General features: G+C 45.5%; 20 protein-coding genes. 1 reads left to right on the forward strand and 19 read right to left on the reverse strand.

The genetic code is table 11. The features are described from left to right. Positions 1 to 27: 27 nt before the first annotated feature. The 19 genes from DXA97_RS18140 to DXA97_RS18235 form a co-directional block, all read right to left on the reverse strand. Positions 28 to 1347 carry a hypothetical protein gene (locus DXA97_RS18140; protein ID WP_118721331.1) on the reverse strand — a complete coding sequence of 440 codons (1320 nt, stop codon included), beginning with the start codon at positions 1345 to 1347 and terminating at the stop codon, positions 28 to 30. Then, positions 1337 to 2473 (reverse strand): hypothetical protein, encoded by a 1137-nt coding sequence (locus DXA97_RS18145; protein ID WP_147355346.1) that lies wholly within the window; start codon positions 2471 to 2473, stop codon positions 1337 to 1339. The genes DXA97_RS18140 and DXA97_RS18145 overlap by 11 nt, the downstream gene beginning before the upstream one ends. Positions 2474 to 2659: 186 nt before the next feature. Next, on the reverse strand, positions 2660 to 3298 hold the full coding sequence (locus tag DXA97_RS18155; protein WP_118721333.1) for a hypothetical protein: 639 nt from the start codon (positions 3296 to 3298) through the stop codon (positions 2660 to 2662). 2 nt (positions 3299 to 3300) lie between these two features. Further along, a complete protein-coding gene (locus tag DXA97_RS18160) occupies positions 3301 to 4872 on the reverse strand; it encodes an AAA family ATPase (protein ID WP_118563625.1) in 1572 nt (523 codons plus the stop codon). A gap of 3 nt (positions 4873 to 4875) precedes the next feature. Continuing rightward, positions 4876 to 5208, reverse strand: a complete 333-nt coding sequence (locus DXA97_RS18165) for a hypothetical protein (protein ID WP_118563626.1) — start codon at positions 5206 to 5208, stop codon at positions 4876 to 4878. A gap of 9 nt (positions 5209 to 5217) precedes the next feature. Continuing rightward, complete coding sequence (locus tag DXA97_RS18170; protein WP_118721334.1) at positions 5218 to 8088, reverse strand: hypothetical protein; 2871 nt, start codon at positions 8086 to 8088, stop codon at positions 5218 to 5220. A gap of 5 nt (positions 8089 to 8093) precedes the next feature. Continuing rightward, a complete protein-coding gene (locus DXA97_RS18175) occupies positions 8094 to 8963 on the reverse strand; it encodes a hypothetical protein (protein WP_118721335.1) in 870 nt (289 codons plus the stop codon). Then, on the reverse strand, positions 8956 to 10386 hold the full coding sequence (locus DXA97_RS18180; RefSeq protein WP_118721336.1) for a hypothetical protein: 1431 nt from the start codon (positions 10384 to 10386) through the stop codon (positions 8956 to 8958). Before DXA97_RS18180 ends, DXA97_RS18175 begins: the two co-directional genes overlap by 8 nt. After that, positions 10379 to 10807, reverse strand: a complete 429-nt coding sequence (locus DXA97_RS18185) for a hypothetical protein (protein ID WP_147355606.1) — start codon at positions 10805 to 10807, stop codon at positions 10379 to 10381. Before DXA97_RS18185 ends, DXA97_RS18180 begins: the two co-directional genes overlap by 8 nt. Then, positions 10777 to 11361 (reverse strand): hypothetical protein, encoded by a 585-nt coding sequence (locus DXA97_RS18190; protein WP_118721338.1) that lies wholly within the window; start codon positions 11359 to 11361, stop codon positions 10777 to 10779. Before DXA97_RS18190 ends, DXA97_RS18185 begins: the two co-directional genes overlap by 31 nt. Further along, a complete protein-coding gene (locus DXA97_RS18195; protein WP_118697019.1) occupies positions 11362 to 11703 on the reverse strand; it encodes a hypothetical protein in 342 nt (113 codons plus the stop codon). A 15-nt stretch (positions 11704 to 11718) separates the two neighbouring features. After that, entirely contained in the window at positions 11719 to 12189 is a 471-nt protein-coding gene (locus tag DXA97_RS18200) for a hypothetical protein (RefSeq protein WP_118542795.1), read from the reverse strand. Beyond that, a complete protein-coding gene (locus DXA97_RS18205; RefSeq protein ID WP_118542796.1) occupies positions 12176 to 12571 on the reverse strand; it encodes a hypothetical protein in 396 nt (131 codons plus the stop codon). Before DXA97_RS18205 ends, DXA97_RS18200 begins: the two co-directional genes overlap by 14 nt. Before the next feature lie 154 nt (positions 12572 to 12725). Further along, positions 12726 to 14015, reverse strand: a complete 1290-nt coding sequence (locus DXA97_RS18210; RefSeq protein ID WP_118656941.1) for a hypothetical protein — start codon at positions 14013 to 14015, stop codon at positions 12726 to 12728. Next, a complete protein-coding gene (locus DXA97_RS18215; protein WP_118721339.1) occupies positions 14008 to 14517 on the reverse strand; it encodes an LPD16 domain-containing protein in 510 nt (169 codons plus the stop codon). The genes DXA97_RS18210 and DXA97_RS18215 overlap by 8 nt, the downstream gene beginning before the upstream one ends. Positions 14518 to 14530: 13 nt before the next feature. Beyond that, a complete protein-coding gene (locus DXA97_RS18220) occupies positions 14531 to 17728 on the reverse strand; it encodes a DEAD/DEAH box helicase (protein WP_118721340.1) in 3198 nt (1065 codons plus the stop codon). Positions 17729 to 17742: 14 nt separating this feature from the next. Continuing rightward, entirely contained in the window at positions 17743 to 18831 is a 1089-nt protein-coding gene (locus DXA97_RS18225; protein WP_118563638.1) for a DUF6094 domain-containing protein, read from the reverse strand. 363 nt (positions 18832 to 19194) lie between these two features. Beyond that, on the reverse strand, positions 19195 to 19734 hold the full coding sequence (locus tag DXA97_RS18230; protein ID WP_118697023.1) for a hypothetical protein: 540 nt from the start codon (positions 19732 to 19734) through the stop codon (positions 19195 to 19197). A gap of 46 nt (positions 19735 to 19780) precedes the next feature. Next, positions 19781 to 20071 carry a hypothetical protein gene (locus tag DXA97_RS18235; RefSeq protein WP_118721341.1) on the reverse strand — a complete coding sequence of 97 codons (291 nt, stop codon included), beginning with the start codon at positions 20069 to 20071 and terminating at the stop codon, positions 19781 to 19783. Positions 20072 to 21208: 1137 nt separating this feature from the next. Here DXA97_RS18235 and DXA97_RS18245 point away from each other — a divergent pair. Beyond that, the gene (locus DXA97_RS18245) at positions 21209 to 22138 is read left to right on the forward strand and encodes a MerR family transcriptional regulator (RefSeq protein WP_182433895.1); all 930 of its coding nucleotides are present in this window, start codon (positions 21209 to 21211) and stop codon (positions 22136 to 22138) included. The last annotated feature ends 174 nt before the right edge of the window (positions 22139 to 22312 follow it).

Consider the following 22312-nt stretch of genomic DNA (forward strand, 5'->3'; position numbering starts at 1 on the left):
CGTCAAATGAATTATTTAATGCTTCATTTAGCTCCGATCCACCATATCTTTCACCCGGGCACGGAATATACATTTCTCCGCATCAATGGCTGCCACAAAGCAGGAATACTGCCCGCCAATCTTGATGATGATCGGTCCGCCAGTTGTCGGAGATAAACGGTTCGGGTAAAAACAGTATACAGAGATATTGGGGACTCCCGGAATTTTTCCGATCCAGTTTTTCCCCTGCATCTCCACACACTCAATGATAATGTTGCTATGCAGAGGGAAACGTTCCTCGATACCGATCCATTCGGACTTTACACAATCTCTTCTGGAAACCAAAAACCGCGGCTCTTCCTCCGTAGATTTCGTCGTGTACCCTTTAATTTTCACATCAATGATCTTTCCGGAGACCGCCTGCTCCTTGATATTTGCCGCATAGCCATGGATCCATTCCGAATACGGCAGCACTCCCGGAATGGAAAGCCCCAAAATATCAACCACAATGTAATTCTGCAAATCCCGGCACAAAACCACAATGGCCTTTACCTCTAACTCTTCCCCGGCCTCTATAGATTTTTTAATCTTCTCCAAAGCTGCCGGCCTGTATTCCGCCTGCGCGGCCCGGTAGCTTAAATAGACCGTCCTCTCCTCCCGGTCAACTCTGGTGATTTTTACATTATAACACCGTTCCAGGAGATACGTTGCGCCAAAAATTCCCTTATAAAGCGTGGACTCCTCAGTCGGCATGATCAGCTGAACATCCCCGTCATATGCCTGCAGCCCTTTTTCCTTAATTTCCTGGGTAAACCGGATGTCTGTCAAAAGTTCTCCCTTTTCCATCAGGTATTCGTACTGATCCAGTTTTTTCTGGGCTTCTGCCTCCTTAGATTTCGCGGTGCCTCCTAAAAATCCCAATAATTCTAATCCAGTTCCATTCTCACTCATAAATTTGTCCTCTCTTCTTAGTTTAATAACATTCCGATCCCCCAGGTAAACAGGAGAAAAAATCCCGGAATTCCCACAATAAATGTCAAAAAAAATCCTGCGAAACAACAGCTTGTCCCTCCTCACCAGTAATAGAAGCAAAAAACCAATGACCAGAGAAAAGCCACTCACTGGCAGCGCTAGCATCCGCACCTTTCGGTAAAACTGTTCAAACAGTGCAAAGATCGTTTCCGTGACCCCACCATAAGCGGAACCGCTATAATCCTCCAGTTCCGACATGACGCGGTCATACGCATCCTCCAGCTTCCGTTTCTTTTCCCAGAGTTTTTCATTCATATCCGGAGCATGCAAAGTAATTGCCGGCCATGCCCTGATAAATTTTCCTGTAAAGTATCTGCACCAGGACTTAATCACCATCTGTACTCTCCACTCCTTCCATTCCAATATCCTCAAGATCTGCAAGGTCAGGCAGGTCATTATCACCATCTTGCGGATCCTGGAACACCTGACCAGTAAATGCCTTCATAAGTGGCGTTCCCGCCTTGATCGGTATGCTGGCAGCCACACTTCCCAAATCCGAAGCATTGATGAAGAAGCTATCATCAAATTCTGTCTGCACGATCTCTTTTTGAACCATGTCCCCACTTATCAGCTGACCGGCCGGAATGTCGGTTTGCGCATAATATACCTCATGCTCCAGGGCCTTTAATTCCTTTTCTTTCTTTTGCAGTTCATCTTCCGCCTGCCTGTTTTCTTCCTCAAGTCCTGTAATGAATGTATCTGCCTTCGTAACCATCCGGTTGTACCTGTTGTTTGCACTGCAGGCCGATACCATAAATCCCATGCATGCCACTAACAGCGCTCCCATCACTATCTGGATACCAAATTTTTTAAAGTCCCGCGGCCGTTCTGAAAAACGCTGCTCAACGGAATCGCTCTTTTTATATTTTTCTTCCTTATATGTACCATCCAGAAGTTTTAAAAAGATCTGTCTGCATGCTTTTCCTGGATAAAATGGATTACTCTCATATGGAATTGCTGCAAGGATCGTATTTTCCGGCATAAGTTCCTTTACATCTCCCAAGTCCGAACCGCCACAGTGGGAACTGATCAGTACCCTGCACTCATCTTCCCCAGGCATTCCCTTTATATCTTTTAAAAGTTCTTTTAATTCATGCTGTTTCCATTCTGCCTTTGATGTTACAATGAAGCGATTTTGCATCCTCGCATACACATGAAAGATCGTTTCCTGGTCCAGACACCCAAAATCATAGACAATAAAATCATATAAGGGCTTATAGTCCAGCTGGAATTTCTGGAGTGGAACATGGTAATAGTAATCCAGCGTTCCGATTGCAAACTTTGTGATCCCATCCACCTGCTCTTCCTCACGCTCCTGGCGGCAGAGTTGCTCAAAGCATCCATCCGCATCATCCAGTTCAACGATCGCAGCGCGCTTTCCCTCATGTGCCAATGTATTGGCAAGAAGAATGGAAATGGTTGTGCATCCAACCCCTATGTGTCGCCATAACCCCGATCTCACATGCCTGTCTCTTTGCCGGTTTACGTTCTGTCGGTTCCTCCTGTTTTCTTTTAAAAAATCGCCGTATTGCTTTATTCTTCGGCTGCTCTTCCCCTCCCGTATCCGCTTTTTCACCTGCCTCCTCTTTCTCTGGCTGACCGGAGGGCTTATAAAGGTATGCGTACTGTTCTTCCGCCATCTGACAGATCAGGCAAAGCGCGGCTCCCGTTTTAACATTTCACATATAGGATCCGGGAGCTGGCAGACGATAGATGCCACCTGACTGGCCGGAATTCCATTTACCAGTACAGACATCCGCTGGATCAGGTCCGTGTACGATCCGTCATATTCCAAAAGATACTGGATACTGGCATTCACGTCCATATTGCGATACTGGACCACATGGTCCCCTCCGGCGACCCCGTAATAAGCCCGGGCCTCTTTTTTCGTCCGGCCGTTGCAGTACCATTCTGCGATTTTTTCAAAACTGGCATCTTCCTGGTAAACCGCCGTGTATATCCCCAGGCTTTCAATTTCCTTCATATAGTCGCTGCCACGCATTTCAGAAACTACCACGAACACCTGTAAATCACCTTCCGCCGTAGAGCAGATCTGATCAATGTCGCGCGGGGAAAGTTTTTCCTGATCCTGGTACTGGCTGAGTACCACCGCGTGTATTTGTGGATTGGCCCGGACAGACCGGATCACACTGTCTTTTCCAGAGCGAAATTCTATTCTGTGGACCGTGACTCCGCGTTTTGCAAATACACTCCGAAGTTCTTCTGCTACCGAATCGCCATCCCCGCTCATTTCCGTTGCGATCAGAAGGTCTAATTCCTTTTCCATACTCACCTCTTTCTGCCAAATAGTCTGCGCAAAAATCCTCCAGAACATTTTTCTGGTTTCTCCAGTTCTTCATCTACCGCGACTGCTGCCCTGGCAAGTGTTCTGATTTCTTTTGAAAACAGGGACCCTTTGTCACTTGATGCTGCTTCCCCGACATTCGCAAAACTTCTGGCATCCTGATTTGTATGAATGATACAGGTCGGTTCCATATTAAGGATTCTGGCCACATGGGATATGCCAAGCTCACATTTTTTATCATCAAGCGGCACCTGGTTTATAACCATCCGGATATTAGATTTATCTATCCGAAATTCACTAAGCACATCCAGGAAATTGCGGGCGTCCTGCACTGTGGATGTATCCAGGGAAAGGATCAGCAGGATCAGATCCGATTTTTCCAGGGGAATGACGGTCGTATCCTTTAATGTATTGCAATTGTCAACCAGAATCAGATCATAATCGCAGCGCCTCAGATTATCCATAATCGCCTCTGCAATCTCACAATCCAGACGCGCCGCTTCCATTGCATTATCACTTCCGGCCAGGATATGAATCTGATCATCGTATTCGATTACATATCTGGATACGATGTCCACCGGCGAATAGGCCGGAATGTATCCCAGACACTCTCGGTCTTTACAGATCCGTTTTACCCAGTCCATTACATTAGGTGATGGGCAGATACCAAACGCACTGTCCACATCCCCAAATTCCCAGTCTGCATCAAGCACCAAAATTTTAAGCCGTCTTCCATTTCTCTTCATATCCGATAGGACATAGGCTAATTCCCTCACAATGGTAGATTTCCCTACGCCGCCTTTTGGGGAATATACAGAGATCATCTGCTGCTGCAGGGACACGTTTGTAACCGGCTGGCTTAAACCGATCTGTTTATAGGTCCTCCTAACTGCTCTGTTTATCGTATGCATTGGCGTTAGATTCTCTTCCACAGGCATACGTTTGATAACTGCCTGCGGTTCCCGTGTATCCGGAGCGGGTTCTACCGAAGCTTTTCTACCAGCAGCCACTGTGGGTTTGGGTTCCTGTGTCTGGGTATCCGGCAAAGGGTCTGGCATTTTTTCTGTTTTGGCCGCAGCTGGTTCTGGTCTTAACGCTTCCTCTGCTTTCTCTACTGCCTCTACAGAAATCTCTTTGCCCGTTTTTTCAGCAGTATTTTCGTTGACTGCCTGGGCAATTTCTTCTTCATCAGCTTTTTCTTCTGCTGCTTCTGAAACCGCCTGCGCTGCCCCATCGTCAGTCACAGTTGCAGGTGCCTCCGGCAAACTATCCGGCGGCATATCCTGTTTTATCTGCTCTTTCGTATGGACATCCGCACTATTAAACAGATCCTCAAATTCACCAAAAAAGTCCTCCGGAAGGATCGCATCCAGTTTTTCCTGTACAGAAGGCTCTTTTTCCTCTGCTTTCTCTATTACGGATTCATTTTCCTGAACAGGCGGTTGAGTGGCTACCCTATTGACCGGCAATCTTTCCTGTTCTGCCGTCCTGTCCAGATTTTCATGATCCGCAGCCGCTTCCTTTAATAAGTTCGAAGTCCGAACTGGTCTTGCCATAATCTACCTCCAAAAAATTACATTCAGAAACGGAAGATACTCCCGCAGCTGTGTGATCAGCGCGATCCCGATCTCCACCATTTCTTTACGCGGCCCCGGGAAACATACGGACGCAAGCCCCAGCAGGCAGAACCCGACAAAAATAGTGGCTGCAAGAAACCGGACAATCTGACCGGCTGCCTGGATCATAACAGTAAGCGTATTGGAATGCTCCACAATGATGATATCCGTTGAATCCTGCAGGCCATGCTGCGCTTTCAACCGTTCCGTCTCCAGACTTTTTCGTTTCAACCGTTTCTGTTTTCTCTTTTGTGTCCTTTTTGTAAATACGTTCATACTCCTCCGCTAAAACAATAAATGTTTACTCCTTAAATATTTTTCCATCCGGCCACGCTCGTCTTCCCGCAGCCGGTCTTCCACTGCCTGCTGATATGCGATCTGATCCACACGCTCCGGAGCATCCAGACTATCCAGTATCGTGTTCGTATACTGCATAAAAGCTGTTTCAATGATCTGCTCATTCGCAACCGCACGCTCCTCTTTTGTGGCATTTACCATGCTGTTTTTAAGCCCTGAATAAACCTGCCTTGCGCTCACCGCGCTGTCCGTATACGCATGGTGCATGGTTCTGCGAAATTCCGGCTTCTGGATTTCTGCCTCATAGAATTGCTGCATGATTGCCGCGTCTTCATCCGAAACCGTGTCTGCATAGGTTACCTGTGGCCCAGACTGTACTCCCGCATCTTTTCCTACTGCTTCCACATCTGACTGGTAAGACGGCTGTTCCTTTGATCCCGGCCCGGAAACCGTCTCTACAGATGACGGATTATTATCCTGTGACTGGGATACGGTCGTAACAGTCGGCTTTGATGAGGAATGTACATTCACTTCCAACATTTTTTGCGGTTCTTCTTCGTAAACATTCAGTCCTTCCGGATTGTTTCTGTAGGCTTCTGCCTTGTCTTTCAGGATCGTTGCTCCTTTCTGCAGCAGCGGGCCGCCCCTTCTTACAAGTTCGACACCGCCTTCATACACCGGTTCGGCCAGAACTTCGCCTAAAACACCTCCGGCATTTGCGCCCATTGCGCCGCCTATGGCTGTCATCTGCATCTTTGCTGCCGGAGAACTGAATGCGGTCATGGCCATCCCGGCCGTTGTTCCAAAGGTCATCCCGGCCATGGTGCCTGCCGCGGTTGTCGCACCTCTCACCCTGGTCTTTGCGGCTCTTTCCCGGTACAGCGCCGCTTTCCGTTCAAGGGATATATTCTTAAATTGTGGTGACTCAAAATTATCAATGGTCGCATATTGATCCAGTATCTCCTGTTCTTCTTCCGAGATACCATTTCCAATTCCGCTCACACCGCCTCCAAAGCTACTTCTGGATGGTGAAATCGCACTCCGGGCCCTGGCCGATAGAGCATCAATACGGCCAATTTCTTCCTTTGTCCGGGCATTCTCACCGCGGAGCCTGGACTGTTCCTCCATACGTACGGAGCGTGAATGCTCCGCTTCACCAATTCCCTGATCCAGTTCCCGGATCCTCGCATATCCGTCCGCCGACGGGGTATCCCCCCGTTTTTTCTGTTCATTCTGCTCCGCCTGGATCGCCTGTTTTTCCGCCTTCATGGACGCGATCTGTTCATTATCCATGGCAATTTCTTCCCCAATGGACGCAATTTTAGAATCATTGGAGCGGATATCCTCATTTAAAGAATCCTTCTTTCTTCCGATGGCATCAATACCACTGGCAATATTCTGCGCGGTCGCTGCTGCCTGGGCATGAGGGCTTTTCTCATGTATGTCCTCTTTCGGTGTAGGCCGATAGCCAAAAGCGAAGGATGTATCCGCATCATCCGCATTCAAATCCGGATGATTGCCTATGATATCTTCCATTTCACTCTGGAGTTCCTCGCCCTTATTTACATCTTCCAGGTCTTTCTTTTTCTGAACATCTGCTAGATCATCCATCATATCCGCGTTCCTCTTATCGGATTTTGCGTCAGAGGACGCATGGGCCAGCGCACCGGCCGCTGCTCCAATCCCGCTTCCAATGGATCGCATCAGGCTTGTGGCCCCCATAATGGTTCCAAACCCGGCAAGCTCCATTCCCATTCCATTTCCGATATGAAGAAACCCACGGATGACCCCCCGCGCCGGTATGATACAGCCACAGATAATGAGTGCAATCAGGGCATAACCTTTGCTTTCCTGGGCCGTCCCGATGATCATAAAAAACATGGGGATGAGCAGCAGGCAGGAATCAATCACCGGGTTTAATAAAATTCCAAGCACCTGCCGCATCCAGTTGGATATCGTTCCCCGCTCGACCATTTCAAACAATGCAGCAAACGGGAACAACAGCACCAAAACCACCATGCAGACGGCAGCGGAAATATAGCAGACTGCCAGGTACGCCTGATAAACGACCGCGCCTACATATAATATCGAATTAATAAACACGACCTTACCGTTGGGCTTTGCCATTGCACGGAACTGGCTGATCAGGTTGTAGTCTCCTCCCGAACCAAAGAAAAAGGCATAGGAATTATCCCCCATGTTGACGCCGGAGCCAACACTGTCCGCCACCTTAAGGATCATCGACTGGCTTCCAGTCATGAGCGCATGGAGCATGGCATCTCTCAGGTATAAAGCAATTCCCAAAAGCTGCGGGAACAGAATAAAACCGATGCTGCTGGCAACAAATAGTTTTGTCATGTCCAGCAGCCGTTCCTTGACCCGCGGATTGCCATTTGAGTAGAGGAAACCAACCAGGTAGTATAAGAATACTGGCACCATAAGCGTAAAAACCAGGTTCCGCAGGTACCCATACATCGCCATACCCACCAGGCCATATATGTTGCCGGTCCCCATGTCAAAGGAAAACAGCGCCACGTCCCCAGTACGGGCAGAGGCACCTCCCACTCTTCCGAATATGATCGTGTTTAAGTCACACCCAAAAGAAGTCAGCAAAAAATTCAGCCCGTCACCAATTCCTATACAAAACTCCCCCAGCAGTTCGGCGAAAATTCCTCCGTCCAGCATGTCCGGTGTACTGGAATCAGGTGCGTCCCCGGCGGAATCATAAATACTCTGGTCCGCACGGTCCGTCCACGGCCCATCCGCATAAGAAGATACCGGTGCCATGCAGAATGTAAGTACAAATATAAGAAGCAGCAGCTGGATTGTTTTTCTGCTGATGTTCTGCATATGTTTCATTTGCTTCATGCCCCCTGTTTCATCCTTGCGTGTTCTGCAATCTTTTCTACGTCTGTTTCCACTACATCAAACTCGCTGTCTTTTAGATAATCCGCCTGGATGAACACTGCGCGCTTCGTAGGAATGTCAACCAGACATAGCTCTCCATATTTTTTCGCCTCGGATGTACCGCCCAGATTAAGTACCGTATCTACCTGGGACTGGGTAAGGTTTGTAGTATCTTTGATGTACTGCCCATCCAGATAGTTATGGCGAAACAGCATAAAGGTCTCCGTGGATTTTAAGATTTCCTCTGTATCCTGGTATTTTGCAAAGTCCTTTACGGACTGGAGGATTAGCCATGGAGCTGTATGACGTTTACGCGCTACGCGGTATAGGGCATTCTCAAACATGCGTGCTCCTTCAAATTTCAGGATACGGTGTGCCTCATCGGTGGACACTATGAGTTTCCGGGCCTTATTCGGATTGGTAGAGTTTTTCTTGATAAAGTTTTCTTCAATATAAGACTGCACGACCATGATCATGTTAATACGCTCCGTCTCATCTGTGATCTGCGACAAATCGAAGTTATGGAATGGCAGCGACATATCAATAGAAAGCGTGGACTGGCAATCTAGGTATGCCTGACTGCCATGAATTTCCCGCAGATAATAGATCTTGCCTTCTTCATGATTATTACAGACATGGGCACCTCTCTCGGTTCTTTTTAATGTGGACAGCTCTTCTCTTGTAAATTCCTTCATGCAATGGGGACAGTAATACATTTCCCGCACACGATCCTCAAAAATATCCAACAGCAGGGAGAACGCATTCTCTTTGAAGCTGTCCGTATTCTCCCGCGCATCCAATAATATTGCACGATAAAAATCATGCATCTGGGCAGCCGCTTCTTTCTCCGCCCTGACCCAAAGGATCCTCCGGATGCTGGCGCCATTTCATAAAGAGACGCTGCATCCTTGTCCCGAGGCCGCAGTCAGCATAGATTTTCCTTACATTCTTTGAAATAATGGATTTAATGCGGGAATATTCCGTCGGCTCAAATTCACCAACCATGCCATTGGTCGTAAAGCTGGTTGCCAGTACCATCAGGATATTCGTCATGTCCACGATCTTTTCTTCCAGATATAGTGTTGGTATCTCCTCTCCGGTTGCCCGGTTATATTCATACTCATCGCTAATCTCGAAAAAATTAAGTTGGGAGTCGGAATAATTGGAAATCAGATAATTGACTCCTCCAACGGCTTCCGCCACTATGGAATACTCACCTCTCTTTCCATCGCCAGGAAGCGGTTCATAGTCAATGTTTGCGATATGCACGCCGAAATCCACCTGCCTGGAAAACAGCTGCTTCACGGTTGCCGACTTTCCATATCCGGACTGGCCCGCGATCACAGCTCCGTAGGAGAAATGAGTCTTATCAAACGGATCAAACGTAACCGGCATTCCAGAGTAGATAGATCGGCCAAACACGCAGCCCTTTTCATGGAAATATTCACTTGTGGTATGGTTAAAAATCAGGGATAAATAGGCCTGGCTTAAAATATGTCCCTTGATCGGCTTTTTACTCACACTCAGATTTTTCCCGACAGATATTTTTGCTTCAAAGATCTCATTGAGCGGGAGGGATGTAAAAAAAGCTTCCTTGTGCATCGCATAGCAGGAACGGAAACCGATCCCCTTTCCCCTGGAAATAAACTCTGAAATCCGCTCTGTTAAGAGTTTTAAGCTTTCCGCGCGGATCAGGAATAGAAAATATGTTTCAAACAGGGTTGACTGGTCAGAGTCGATCTGTCTGGCCCACCGCTCTGCATCCGCAATCTTTCCATCCAAAATTCTGAGCCTGTTTCTGTCCCGTTCCCCGGACCGTTCCATATCCAGTGACCGGATCCGACGATTGATCTTTTTCTGGGATTCCTCTAAGAGCGGGTCTATGATGACCGTGGACTCCACATAGTCCATATTGAAGATCCCGGCAAAACTATGAGCAAACCGGCCCTCTACCGGAAGTTTGTCGATATAGAGACCGGCATAGTAAAGTTCAATCCCGTTATCATCCAGTGTCATGTAAGATACCGGCATGGTATTTACGCCATCCGGCGCAAGCACCTGTAAAATCCCGGCACGCTCTTTTATAGGCTTTGGCACATTCTTCGTCCCGCTATGAAAAACAGTACCTCCTGTTTTCTCTTCCGCCTCTTCTTTTTTCTGCTTTTTCTTAGACCAGATATGTACGATCAGTAACGTCACGCCCGACAAAACGCAGATGCACAGACTGAACATCATAAGAAAATCAACCATTTTGCAGTCCTCCGTATAACATTTCATCGATCAGTTCGTCCGTAAAGGATTCCTCTAAATCCGTGTCCTCCCGGTACGGCATGATCCGGCTGTCCCAGTTGGACACCAACAGATCATCATAGCGGAACCTGTTTCCAGTAATCGGGTGATAATGCGTATGGAGTATATTAAAGAGTTCCGCTTTACTGCATGGCACCGCTTTTACATCACATTCTGCCAGGTTGTGAAGCAGCTTTTTGATATCTTCTTTTAAATGTTTTGTAGCTTCCTGATACAGTTCCTCTTTCGTTAGGACCGTTGCCAGGTCCGGCGGAGCGCTCCAGGAAAGTACATATGTTTGAATAAGGTTCTGCCTAGCTGCATCCGGTCCTGACACTTTCGCGATATAGGCTAACTGCTTTCCACATGACGGATGCGCCAACTGTATGCTTTTATCTTTTTCTGGAGCAGGAGCAGTTGTTTGGAACGCTCCCGGGTTTCTGCGGAATCAAAATCACTCTTTACCGTTTCAAATTCTTTCCGGAGAGCTTTATAATCTTCATTCGTCTCAAAAAGCATGTCCTGAAGACCGGTTAAGATCTTCTCATATTCCCGGACAGTGCCATCCATGTTAATGTCTTCCCCATATATGCGGTATGTAACCCTGGACGTAAATTCTGAAATAAAGGCAGCATAATTATTTTTGACCCTTACTTTTTCCCCAATCGGCTTTGTGTAAAAGTCGCTGCCACCGCATTTTAGTACCACAACAAATTTCTTCCCACCATTTGTCACGATGACCCCCGGCCCGATCTCATCAATCGGTACCAGTTCATCCGTCTGGGAAAACAACCCTCTTTCTTCTGTTTCTGCCTTTTTTGTCTTTAAGTTCTTTTTTCTCATCCGGATAAGCCAGATAGCAGCTATTCCCAGAACCAGAATGGTCAGTCCTAAAAACGCAGCCGTAAGCCTGGTAAGATGATTGATACTTTCCATCTAGAATTCTTCCTCCCATTCCGTGTCTTTGTAATAAGTTCTGCGATTTAACCGATGCGCAATCAGGCTGATGATAAGCTCATCTGCAGTACGTCCGCCAAATGCCAGCAGGGAACTTCCAAAATCAGGGACCGGAAATGTGACCCCGATAAAAAGTCCTGCCTCAAGCATCACGCCAAACCACACGCCAAGAAAAGCCAGGTGGAGCATTGCCGTGATTTTAAAAAGAAGATAGGCAATCACCCCGCCGCCCAGGCACACCAGTAATGATTTGTTTGAAAAGATCCACCATTTTGTCACATCTGTAAAATCCGGTGGTCTAAGTTCTGTCAGCTGATCCATGCCATTCCTCCGTTTCTAATGCTGCAGCATGCCCAAAAACAAATTGATAAGTCCCACTAAGCAGCTAATGCTAAAAAACACGATCACTTTCGCTCCAACCACGTCAAGAAATTGATGTTTCCCATGGCCGGTATCATTTGCCGCCAGCTTAATTCCTGCTACGATCAATGACAGAACCATACCGCCTATGGACAAATACAGGCATAAACTGTAAAAAGAGGCAATCGGGCTCTGTAACGCTTCGCTGTCACTAAACCCAAAGTCGGATACCTGATCGTATGGATCCAGCTCAATCTGCCCATCTCCCATTCCAAAATCCATATCCGACAGTCCCGCGCCGGTTGAAGACTCTGTGATTTCTGCCGTTTCAGTTGATTCTGCCGGTTCCGCATAGGCACTCATTTTCATCGCACCTACCAGCAAAAAGGAACTCGCTAAAACAATTCCGATCCATGCACCTGGCCGTTTTTTTCTACTGGAACGCATCACCAGCCGCCTTATAAACCAGACTTACAAAGAAGATTGCCCCAAACGCACAGATCATGCCCACGAAGATCCGGAATATCTTCTGCTTCGTCTGCTTTGCGTCAGAAGTATCACCAAATGACAGTTTTACGCCTGCATAGATAAAGAGCAGTACAAAAAGTCCCACAGCCACCACAATCGCAAAAGAGTAGCCGCTTCGGAACACATCCTGCACCTTCGTGATTGCTTCCGTAAAAAGTCCTCCGCTTGTCGCATCTTCTTTCATCCAATTTGCATCCTGGACCGTCTCCGCATAAGAGCAGATCGTCATCATTCCACTTAAGACTGCCGCCTGCATGGTCAGAAGTGCCTTCCTTCCATTTTCTTTCCATCTTCTGAACATTCCTGATGTCCTCCTTCATCTTTTCTATTGGTTATGAACAGTTTCTGCCCATATCCATTACCCTAACTTGGTTGGGATACTGGATATATGCAGAACAACCAGAAATTCATGGGAAACTGCCGCAGATGCAGCAGCTTTCCCATAAACAAACAAATTACTTGTTGGAATCTTCTTCGGAACTTTCTTCCGTTTCTTCTTCCTGTGTTTCCTCTTCCTGATCTTCTTCCCCTTTTGTCGACTGATTGCCCGGTCCTGTATGCAGCGTTACCAGATGAATGAAATGGTTTTCATCATCCTTGGTCCAGATGCACCAGCCCTTATAAATTTTCACATCTTCCGTATACGGTTTCAGAAAATTCATAAACAGGGACAGCTTCTCGTAAAAGCACTCTCCGCTTTCCGCAGTCGTCTTGACATCAATAGCTGATACAAAGTTATCATTCTTCATGTCAGAGATGCTCATCATCTGTCCTTCAAATGAAACTTTTACCGTATCAACCTTCTGGGCACCTGCATTCATAACGCTAAGCGCGCGTCTTAAACTGTTGCTGTTGGCCTGAAATTCATACTGCACGGTTTCCGTATTTCTGAAAGCCGCTTCATACATCCGCTTATCAACAGCGCTCTGTATATTCAAGCGAAGCTGATAAATCGCATCCGGCCACTTAAGAGCGATACCAATGATGTTTTTATGCTCCTCATCAAACTGGAATGAAATACCGAGCTGATTATAGCTTTTGTTGCATGCCAGAATCCTGATCAGTGTTCCCGGTTGGATCGTCAGATAGGTCGAAATTGCATCTACATAAGGTTTATAATCTTCCTCTTTTACCTCAGACCGGTCTTTACTTTCAAAACGGACCATCGTTGGAGATAAATCCACCGTTAACATCGTGTTCTGGCGATCCGTGGATGCCATTTTCAAAATCGGGCCCTCTCCGGATAATACCGGAAGGAAGCCGATCCCACTTTTTGTAGTTGCCATGTGGGGTAAATACTGTGAGATTTTCTCCAACGGAATACTCATGCTAAATGCATCCGTTTTCGGATTTTTCACCTTGGTCGGTTCTTCCACGAAGCCTACCGGGATCTGAATAGCTGGTTTTTGGGAAAGCAGTGTCACCTGCTTTTCCTCAAACTGCATATATACAATGTCGGTCTGCTCCGCAACGGCTCTGACCGAACCGGCAAACCGCGCCGGCAGATAAACCGAAATTTTCTCAACCGGCATCATCTCGCCCTTTTCATCAAGTCCTTTGATCTTGGCCTCGAACTTCACGCTGGCAGTGGTCGTTTTTCCCTCTACCGAAAACATGCACGGGTAACCTTTTGCCGTTGCCTTATTACTGGCCAGAAAGCTGATAACCCCCTCTTCAATCGTGATCTTATCCATCAGTTCCAACATCTTTTCGCTGGTAGCCGCAACGATCATCATTTTACTCATATATTTCCCCTTTCTCTTCTACTGAATTTTCCAGTTCATCTGTTGAGATACGCTCATGCGTCTGCGTATCCATTTCATACATTTCCAGAATCATCCTCTTGGCTTCATTCATGGTGCCGTCCATATCCACCTGGCCACCATCCCATTCTGAAAAATCGGAATGGTATAACTGGTAATCATAGCCATCTTCCGAAACCTGAACATATAAATAGCCCTTATTACCCAGCTTCCAGGCACACTCATCTTCCGTAATCTCCTGCTCCGGAGTACAGATTGCCTGGCATCGTTCCAGATGTTCTGCCAGTTCGCAGATATGGTAAACTTCTCTGCCGAAACGCAGATGATATTCATCCATATATCCGCAAGCCACAATGACCGTACTGTTTACATACTTCAACTCTACATACGCACCATCCGGGATCTGAAACATGTCCCGGTAATTCGGATCAACGAAGCGGATCATGCGTGTCTCATCCGCCTTATCATTTTTAAATCGGTTCATAACGTCCTCCTTTTTAGAAATCAAACAATGAAAAAAAATTTGCCATACCTGCCATGGGTTGCTTTTGTGGCACTACCACTGCCGGTTCCTCGTTTTCCGGCTCCTGTAGATCCATAAAATCTTCATCCCACTGGCCGAACAGATTTTCAAACATCTCATCTTCTTTTGCTTTTCTGCGTCGCTCTACTTCTTCTTTTCCAAGCAACTCTTCATATACCTGCATCGTCACATACGCCTCAGCCTGTTTGTCCGAGCTGTGAAGCACATCAAACATCTTTTGCAGGGCATTGCCAGACTTTACATCTTGATCCGCCAGGCTTGATGCCAATGCAACTCTCGCATCAACACCCTCTGCCATGGCAGAAATTCCTTCCACGGAGAACTTTCCCTGAATAGCTGCCGTTGCTACCTGCTTTTCCGCGATCAGCTCAATCACTTTCGCCTGTGCGGTTCCTTCGTAAGCCATATAGTACGTTCTGCATTCCATGGTCTGGTTCATCCGGTAGTGACGCCTGGAAGCCTGCCAGACAGTGAAAAGGCTGTACCCCAGCTGATAAAAGATCAGGGTCGGATAGTTGTACCTCTTCCCGCCTTCCGTCCAGCACAGATCAACTCCTGTCTCGATGAGCTTTGGATTGGTGATAAATACTTCCACGCCATCTTTTGCCCGCTCACGAATCCAGTTTTCCCGCTTTAATGCTCCCGGGCTCTCCGCTTCCACAACAACGGCAAAGATCCCCGCGGCTTCCAAAATATCTCTGAGCCGGTGTATGACGTTCCAATCATTTTTTCCAGAGCATTCAGCAAATACTACGGATTTTCTGCCTTCCGAAAGTTCAGATTTTATCAGTTCAATGAGTTTTTCTTCTTTCGGAAGCAGTTTTTCTCCCGAACGGTATTCATCGTGCTGGGCGGCTCTGATCAGAATATCCCCATCGACCGGATTACGGATCTCTTCGTTGCCATATGGCATATCCGGATAAAAAAGCCCATACTGTAATGCCTGGCTGAGTAACGCAAATCCACCGCTTTCTCTTCTTTTGGCATACGCAGTCAGTCTTGACACCAGGATGGAATAATCCCTGGCCACGTCTCTTGCCATCGGAACGGTCACAACCATCTCCTTTAGATCCGGTAAATAGGATGACATGTCCGAAAGATCAAGAAATACAGCACAATCCAGCAAAAAGTCTGTAAAGATCGTAGGGCTGATTCCCGGCTTTGTCTTTGGTGACGATAAACTCCGGCCGCGGGCAGATACTTTCTCCGCAAGCTCCTCATCTGAGGAAGAACCCGCATATTCATAGCGCTGCTCCACTTTTCCGTATTGCTTGGAAAAATTTGCAACATCTGTCCAGCGGTAACCCTTCGACGTCATTTTCCACGGTGCCAGCCGGTAAATCAGATAATAAAGATCCTCTGCTTTTCCGCCAGCGATGGTTCCAGTCAGTGCAAGCTGTTTCTTTGTTGCCTTGATCAGGCAGTGCATTGCATTTCCCTGGGCACTGTCTCCATCCTTACACACATGGCACTCATCAAAAACTGCGATGTCAAAATGCCCTTTCATGTATTTTTTTATGAACGAAGCAGGCGAATACTTTCTTACCCCATCTCTTTCTGAAACAGATATTGGTTCCGTCTCATTCTCTGCGTAATACTTTCTTGCATATTCTTTATGTACCCAGACCGTAGTCTTTCCTTTTTGGGCCCTGTTTCTATAACAGGTTGCCCGGTACCAGGGGCTGATTATCTTTGCACCGATGTTTTTCACATGTGGCATCCACAAGGATTCTCCGCACCAGATGCAGTTTGAATTCCGCCCTGTTTTATACGCAAAGTCATTGGCTGTCAGTCCGCCGATCCCGCCGGACGCTGTATAGGCAGCCAGCACCTCTCCACAATACGGGCATTTCATTCCGTAGATTGTCTCGATCTTAGTTGTCCCTTTTTCAAAATCTTTACCGCCGCAGGAAACGCATTTTCGGACTGGCATATTTTCTACTCCGCAGTCTGGATTTCTGCATTTCTTCATATACGCCATCTTAGCAATTTCCTTTTTCGGTACCGGCTTCAAGCTATAGGAGAGCTTTGCAAAATCTTTCGAGAGGATATAAAATTCTTTTCCAACCCTCAGACTCCCGCGCTTTCTAATCTCCAGCAACTGGGAAAAATCGGTTATGATCGTTGCCTTTGCATATGGAATCTGGCGTTCGATCTCCCCTTTCCATTTTTCAAGGAGATGACCAGGACACATGACGAGATTCCTGTATTTTACCAGGGACTCATCCATATAAATATCCTTGAGTGCTCTATGGCTGCGTCGCATTTCCTTCTGCACAAAATAGCTTTCGCAGATTGCAGCAGCCTGCGCTGTCTTTCCTGTGCCCATCCCCTCACAGATGATGGAAAAAGTTGCGCCATTTAAGAGGTGCGTGGTAACACCATTCACCATGGCTGCCTGCTGAGGGTAAAGTCGGATAGAGTTTAGGGTAAATGCATCCACCTCACCTTTCAGTTCGCTTTCCGGGCTCAGCAGATTTTCAAGATTTTCCACGAGCGTCGATCCGTACTGTCGAAAATACTCATCCATGCTGTTAAAGTTGATCGAGCGCTGCTCTTTCTTTGAGATCCAGATCTGTTTTTGCTCAAACAGGACCTGGATAGCAGACTTTAAAGCCTCATAATCAAAGGTTACAAGATCATATATCTGCATTTCTTTCAGGTCATCCGTTCCCTGTAGAGAATATTCCGTCTCAACGCATTCCGTATGAAGCCGATTGGAATAAGCATTGATCAGACCCTCTCTCAGTGCATATGAAAGGATTGGTTTTCCCCACCACTTAAGCAGTGGCAGCGGATATTTTTTCATCAGAATTTCATAAAGTTCTTCTCCTGCAGTTTCTTCTTTTGAAACGAACAAATCGTTTCCAATCGCTGCATTTAAGATCACTCCATGATAAAACCGCTCTTTTCCGCGCATGATCGGCACATAGTAAGCTTTATAGCTGCCAAACACGTTATACCGCTTCTCCTGTCCGTTTTTGTTCAGCCAGATTGTGTTCTGCTCGGTGGTGCACATCGTACTTGCTATCGCCTTTGCCTCCTGTAACGTCCGGGTAAAATAACTGATGTAAGCAGCCCTGATTCCCCGGATCAGCATTCGCTCCAGATAAGCCTCAAACATACCGATTCTAATCATTCCGTTTTTCATCACACTGCCCTCCCCTATGCTAACTCTCGGATCGTCCCGAAATTATCAATCACATGCAGCGTGATCTGGTTGCGTGTTGTGACTAAAACAGAATGAATATCTCCATCATCATTAATCTCCGGAGTTTCGACCTGAACTGGCTTTGCCTGTCCTCTTTGCAGGTGTAAATCGCCGCGGTCTTCATTTCCGGCCAGGCCCTGTCCGCCTCCCGCAATCGCAGACAGATACAGCAGATCTTTTTTCAGCGGAACAATTGGCTTTCCAAGGCCAACCGACTGATATTCGTTGGTCTGCAGAGCTTTTTTAAGCACTGGCACCAATGCACTCGTATTATGAAGCAGAATTGCCTCATCGAATTCCTTCGTTGTAAAGAGCTCAATCTCACTCTCCAGCGATACGGGAACTTCCATGCGTGTATCTGGGTCTTTGGGAATGTACGGAATATTCTCAAGCGGTGCCCCAGGATTTGTACTCATCCACTCCTCGTACTCTTTCCGGTATAGCCCGATCGATGCACGCTTCTGACCAATGAAAACCACCTGTTTGTATTTCGCAAACTCCTCATCGTCAAAACGATAGAAGGCCACAGGCTTAAACCTTGCCAGCAGAGACTTTGCAAATTCATCCAGGTTCATTGTGGTAAGGGAAACAACCAAGACAAGATATCCTTTCGTTTTCATTAACTGGAAGATGCGTTCAACAAAGAGCCTTTCTAGTCTTGTTGATCCATCATCTCCGCCTACGCCATATGGCGGATTGGCAAAACACAATGTAAATGACCGGTTCGATGCCCGGATCCCGCCAATGAAATCTGCACATACTGGAAATTCAATCTCCTGCTTATACTGCTCAAAGGTTTCCCGATTCAGTTCCACACCAAATGTATGGACAGAACCGACTTCATCTGCCCTCTCGCACTGACTTAAAAACGCCTTCAGTGCTTCTGCATTACCAAACGATGGTTCCAAAACGCAGCATTCTCCCTGCAATCGGAACAACCTTCCTATTTTAGTGGCATGCACCGGATCCGTGTAGTAAGCGCCAAGCTTACTGTCATTAAATACCGTTCTTGAGAACGTATTCTGTTTGATGATTTGCTCCATCACCGTTTCCTCCTTTTGGAATAGTCTTAAAATAAAAAAAATCCCAGTTATCGCTAACCGGGATTTGAATATAAAAAAATAGACTATTCCCTCCAAAGGCCCATATGGGCTCACTCACCGCCAAAAGCGGTATCTTTGAAAAAAATAATCTAATGAAATTATTATAACAAAGCAATTCTAAGATTGCAATATCGAAACTGGCAACATACTCGCTGCATATCCTGATGAATTACCAACCCCACTTCAATTTCTTATAAATATGAAGTGAGGGCTTCCGATAATTCTGTCTCTTGGAATATGCCGCACTGGTATTAGAAATTTCAGGCAGCCACCATCCTCTTTTCCTGTCAAAATCGGTTGTGGCTATTGAAAATCTATATGACCCCAGTCAATGCAGCCGTCTACCTGGTTCTCCAGAAGGTAACGTATCAGTTTCACGCAGGTTTCCCGTTGGTCAGCATCAATTTCATCACGAACATCCATCAGGTAATCTTCATACCAATCATAAGGATAGATATCCCCATAAGTCTCCCTGTAGTCTTCTTCTGGATCTTCGTCATACACCTCTTCTGGATTGTGATCAAACGTAACCGCAATCCGTTCAAGCTCATCTATATCTACCTGGTGGTCATAGAGGTAGTAAAGAAATGAATCACTACCGCCCATTCCACTATAAGCCCGCGAAAACCATTCGCCTGCAAGTTCCTCCTCATCCGATCCATTTCTGTGCCATCCACTTAAATCACCAACAAACGCTTCCAGCAGCTGCGCCGGATGCTTAAAACCGGCTTTAAATGTATAATACAGAAGAGCATGATACTGCTCATCTGTAAGCTTTGGGCTTATATCTCTTTCTGCTTTTGTCGCAAGATCGGACGCTCTCTGTTCTCTTTCTAATATCATTTTTCGTGTCTCCCTTTAGGCATAATATTTTAAAATGCTGTATTGTTTACTCTCTAGGTGTGCCCCTCCAGTCGATTTTTTGACCGCATCCATGACAATAATTCGCCAGTCTCGCTGCATTTGGTCCCCATCCCAAACGGGTACCACAACTGGAACATGTATACAGCGTACCTTTTTTTACATCATGCAAGGCTCCAAGTGGATGAGCCTCTATTCCCTTTTTGAGTGCTCTCTTTGCAACTTCCAGCGCTCCGTAAACTTTCTTTACTTCATCCTCTGTTCCATTTATTTTAACATTCATTTTCTGTATTACCTGTAATGCCTCATCTTCCATCATCTGACATACACCTCCGTATTTCGTTTTACAAAAAGATCCATTCATCCTCCTCACTTTCTCTGTAATATTTTATATAAACAGGGAAAGTCTCTCCGTAGACATTCCCCTGATCATATCAATCTCAGGGCAATGCCCACTCATTTTAAATTATTCTACTCCTGCCACTAATGCCAAAGCCACGCTCCAGACACTTCCTGATCCAAACGATCTGTTTTCGATAACCAATAATGTACAATATTATCTTACCATAATTAAAACAACGTCTCAAGATTCCTCCGATATTTGGCCATTACTCTGTACCTTGTATCAACCTGCTATAAGTATGGATATGGGTAATTGAATTAAACAGCTTTTTCGTTGAAGAGTTCGTCCAGATAAATATAATTAACAGACGCCGCTGGGAGATCGAAGAAAACTTCCGGATCATAAAAACAGAATTCGAAGCAAGACCTGTTTTTGTAAGACGGGAAGACAGCATAAAAGCACACTTTCTGACCTGTTACATCAGCCTTCTGGTGTACCGCCTGCTGGAAAAGAAGCTTGGAGAAGAATTCACTTGCAGCGAAATTTTGAAGGCACTCCGGGAAATGAATATAACTCTGCTGTCCAAAGACAGCGGCTACATTCCTTCCTACAAACGCACGAAACTAACAGATGCCCTGCACACAGCCTTCGGTTTCCGAACGGATTATGAATTCATCTCGAAGGCAGATATGCGGACAATCATCAAAGAAACGAAGCAGAAAAAATAGCACAATTTCAAAAATAGTACATATCAATGCAAAAACGAAAACAGCCACGCCCCTGATAAACACTGGGGCTATGGCTGTTTTTGGCTTTATAAAATGTCAAAGATGGGATCTTACCATAATATAAACAAAGTCTCAAGATTTCCTCCGGTATTTCGTCATTACTCCGCACCTTGTATCAACCTACTATAAGTATGGATATGGGTAGTGGCATGATACTGCGATTTCTCCATTGAAGAATTCATCCCACCAGTACTTAATTTGTTGATTTTTGTATTCTGCTTTAGTATAATAATAATAATTTCACATGTGTTTTTACTATTTTTAGTAATAATAACTGTGTTATTATGAAAGAGGTGATATTTTGGAGTTCATGAAATATAACTTTATGGGTAATAAAGCAGATGAAAATGTTCCTGATCAGGACTTAAGCAACACCACAGGATCGAGTTTTGATGATGTTAAAACTGAAACTGAGGAGTCTGATACTCAGGATAATTCTTCTTCTGTTTACTCTGACGACACTTCAACTGATACTGAACAAAGTAGTCATAATGGCTCTGTTATAAATGAACAAGGCGAACATAATGGTCCTATTGTAAGTGATATAGATGGCTTATATACGTATGGCCAGCTAGCCAAATTGTTAAATAAACCAGAGAATAATCTGCGATACTTAATCAATACTTTCCGCGATTATATTCATCCTGTTGCCGTTACAACTTCCGCAAATGCTAAACGTGCAAATTTCAAATATTCAGAATCTGATTATGCTACCCTTAAGCAAATTCTTGCTTATAAAGAAAAGGGAATTCAGAATGCTGAAATCATGAAGCTTTTAGAAAACGGGCCGGCTGATGATAACAACGATAATGAGGATGATCAGATTGATATTATAGGAAAGCGAATCCTGGCTTTATATAAGAATAAACTTTCAGAACGTGATCAACAAATTATTAATGAATTTAATTTGGTTAATGCCAGAAATCAAAAAGCTATAGAAAATCTGCTCCAAAAAGTTAGCGATGTTTATTTAGAGCAAAGGGAGTTTTATGAATCTGCACTCTCCGAGACAAAAAAACAGAATGAGATTTTAAAAGGACAAAATGACAAGCTGCAAAAACAGTTAACTGATGCACAAAATATTATATCGTCTTCAAAAGAAGCATATGAACTCAACAACCAAGTTATCAGCGATGCTCAAGAAATCATATTGAAACAATCCGAATATATCGAAAAATTAAAGGATGAGCTTTCACATGATGGTGAACAAACTTCAGAAAAGAAAGGGTTTTTTTCAAGATTATTTGGACTTTAATTTGATACCATCTTACAAATTTATATCCTATACCTAGAAAAGCAATCATACTTAATGATTGCTTTTTCTTTTATTTACTTGATTACCCCACTCTCCTACTCTCATCTTAATTTTCTATTATTCTTTAATTCCAGTTCAAATCTCTTTAAATTACACAGATATATGTTTGCTATT

Origin of the sequence: Clostridium sp. OF09-36, from assembly GCF_003481985.1 — a bacterium.
In the GTDB taxonomy this organism is placed as follows: Bacteria; Bacillota; Clostridia; order Lachnospirales; family Lachnospiraceae; genus Brotaphodocola.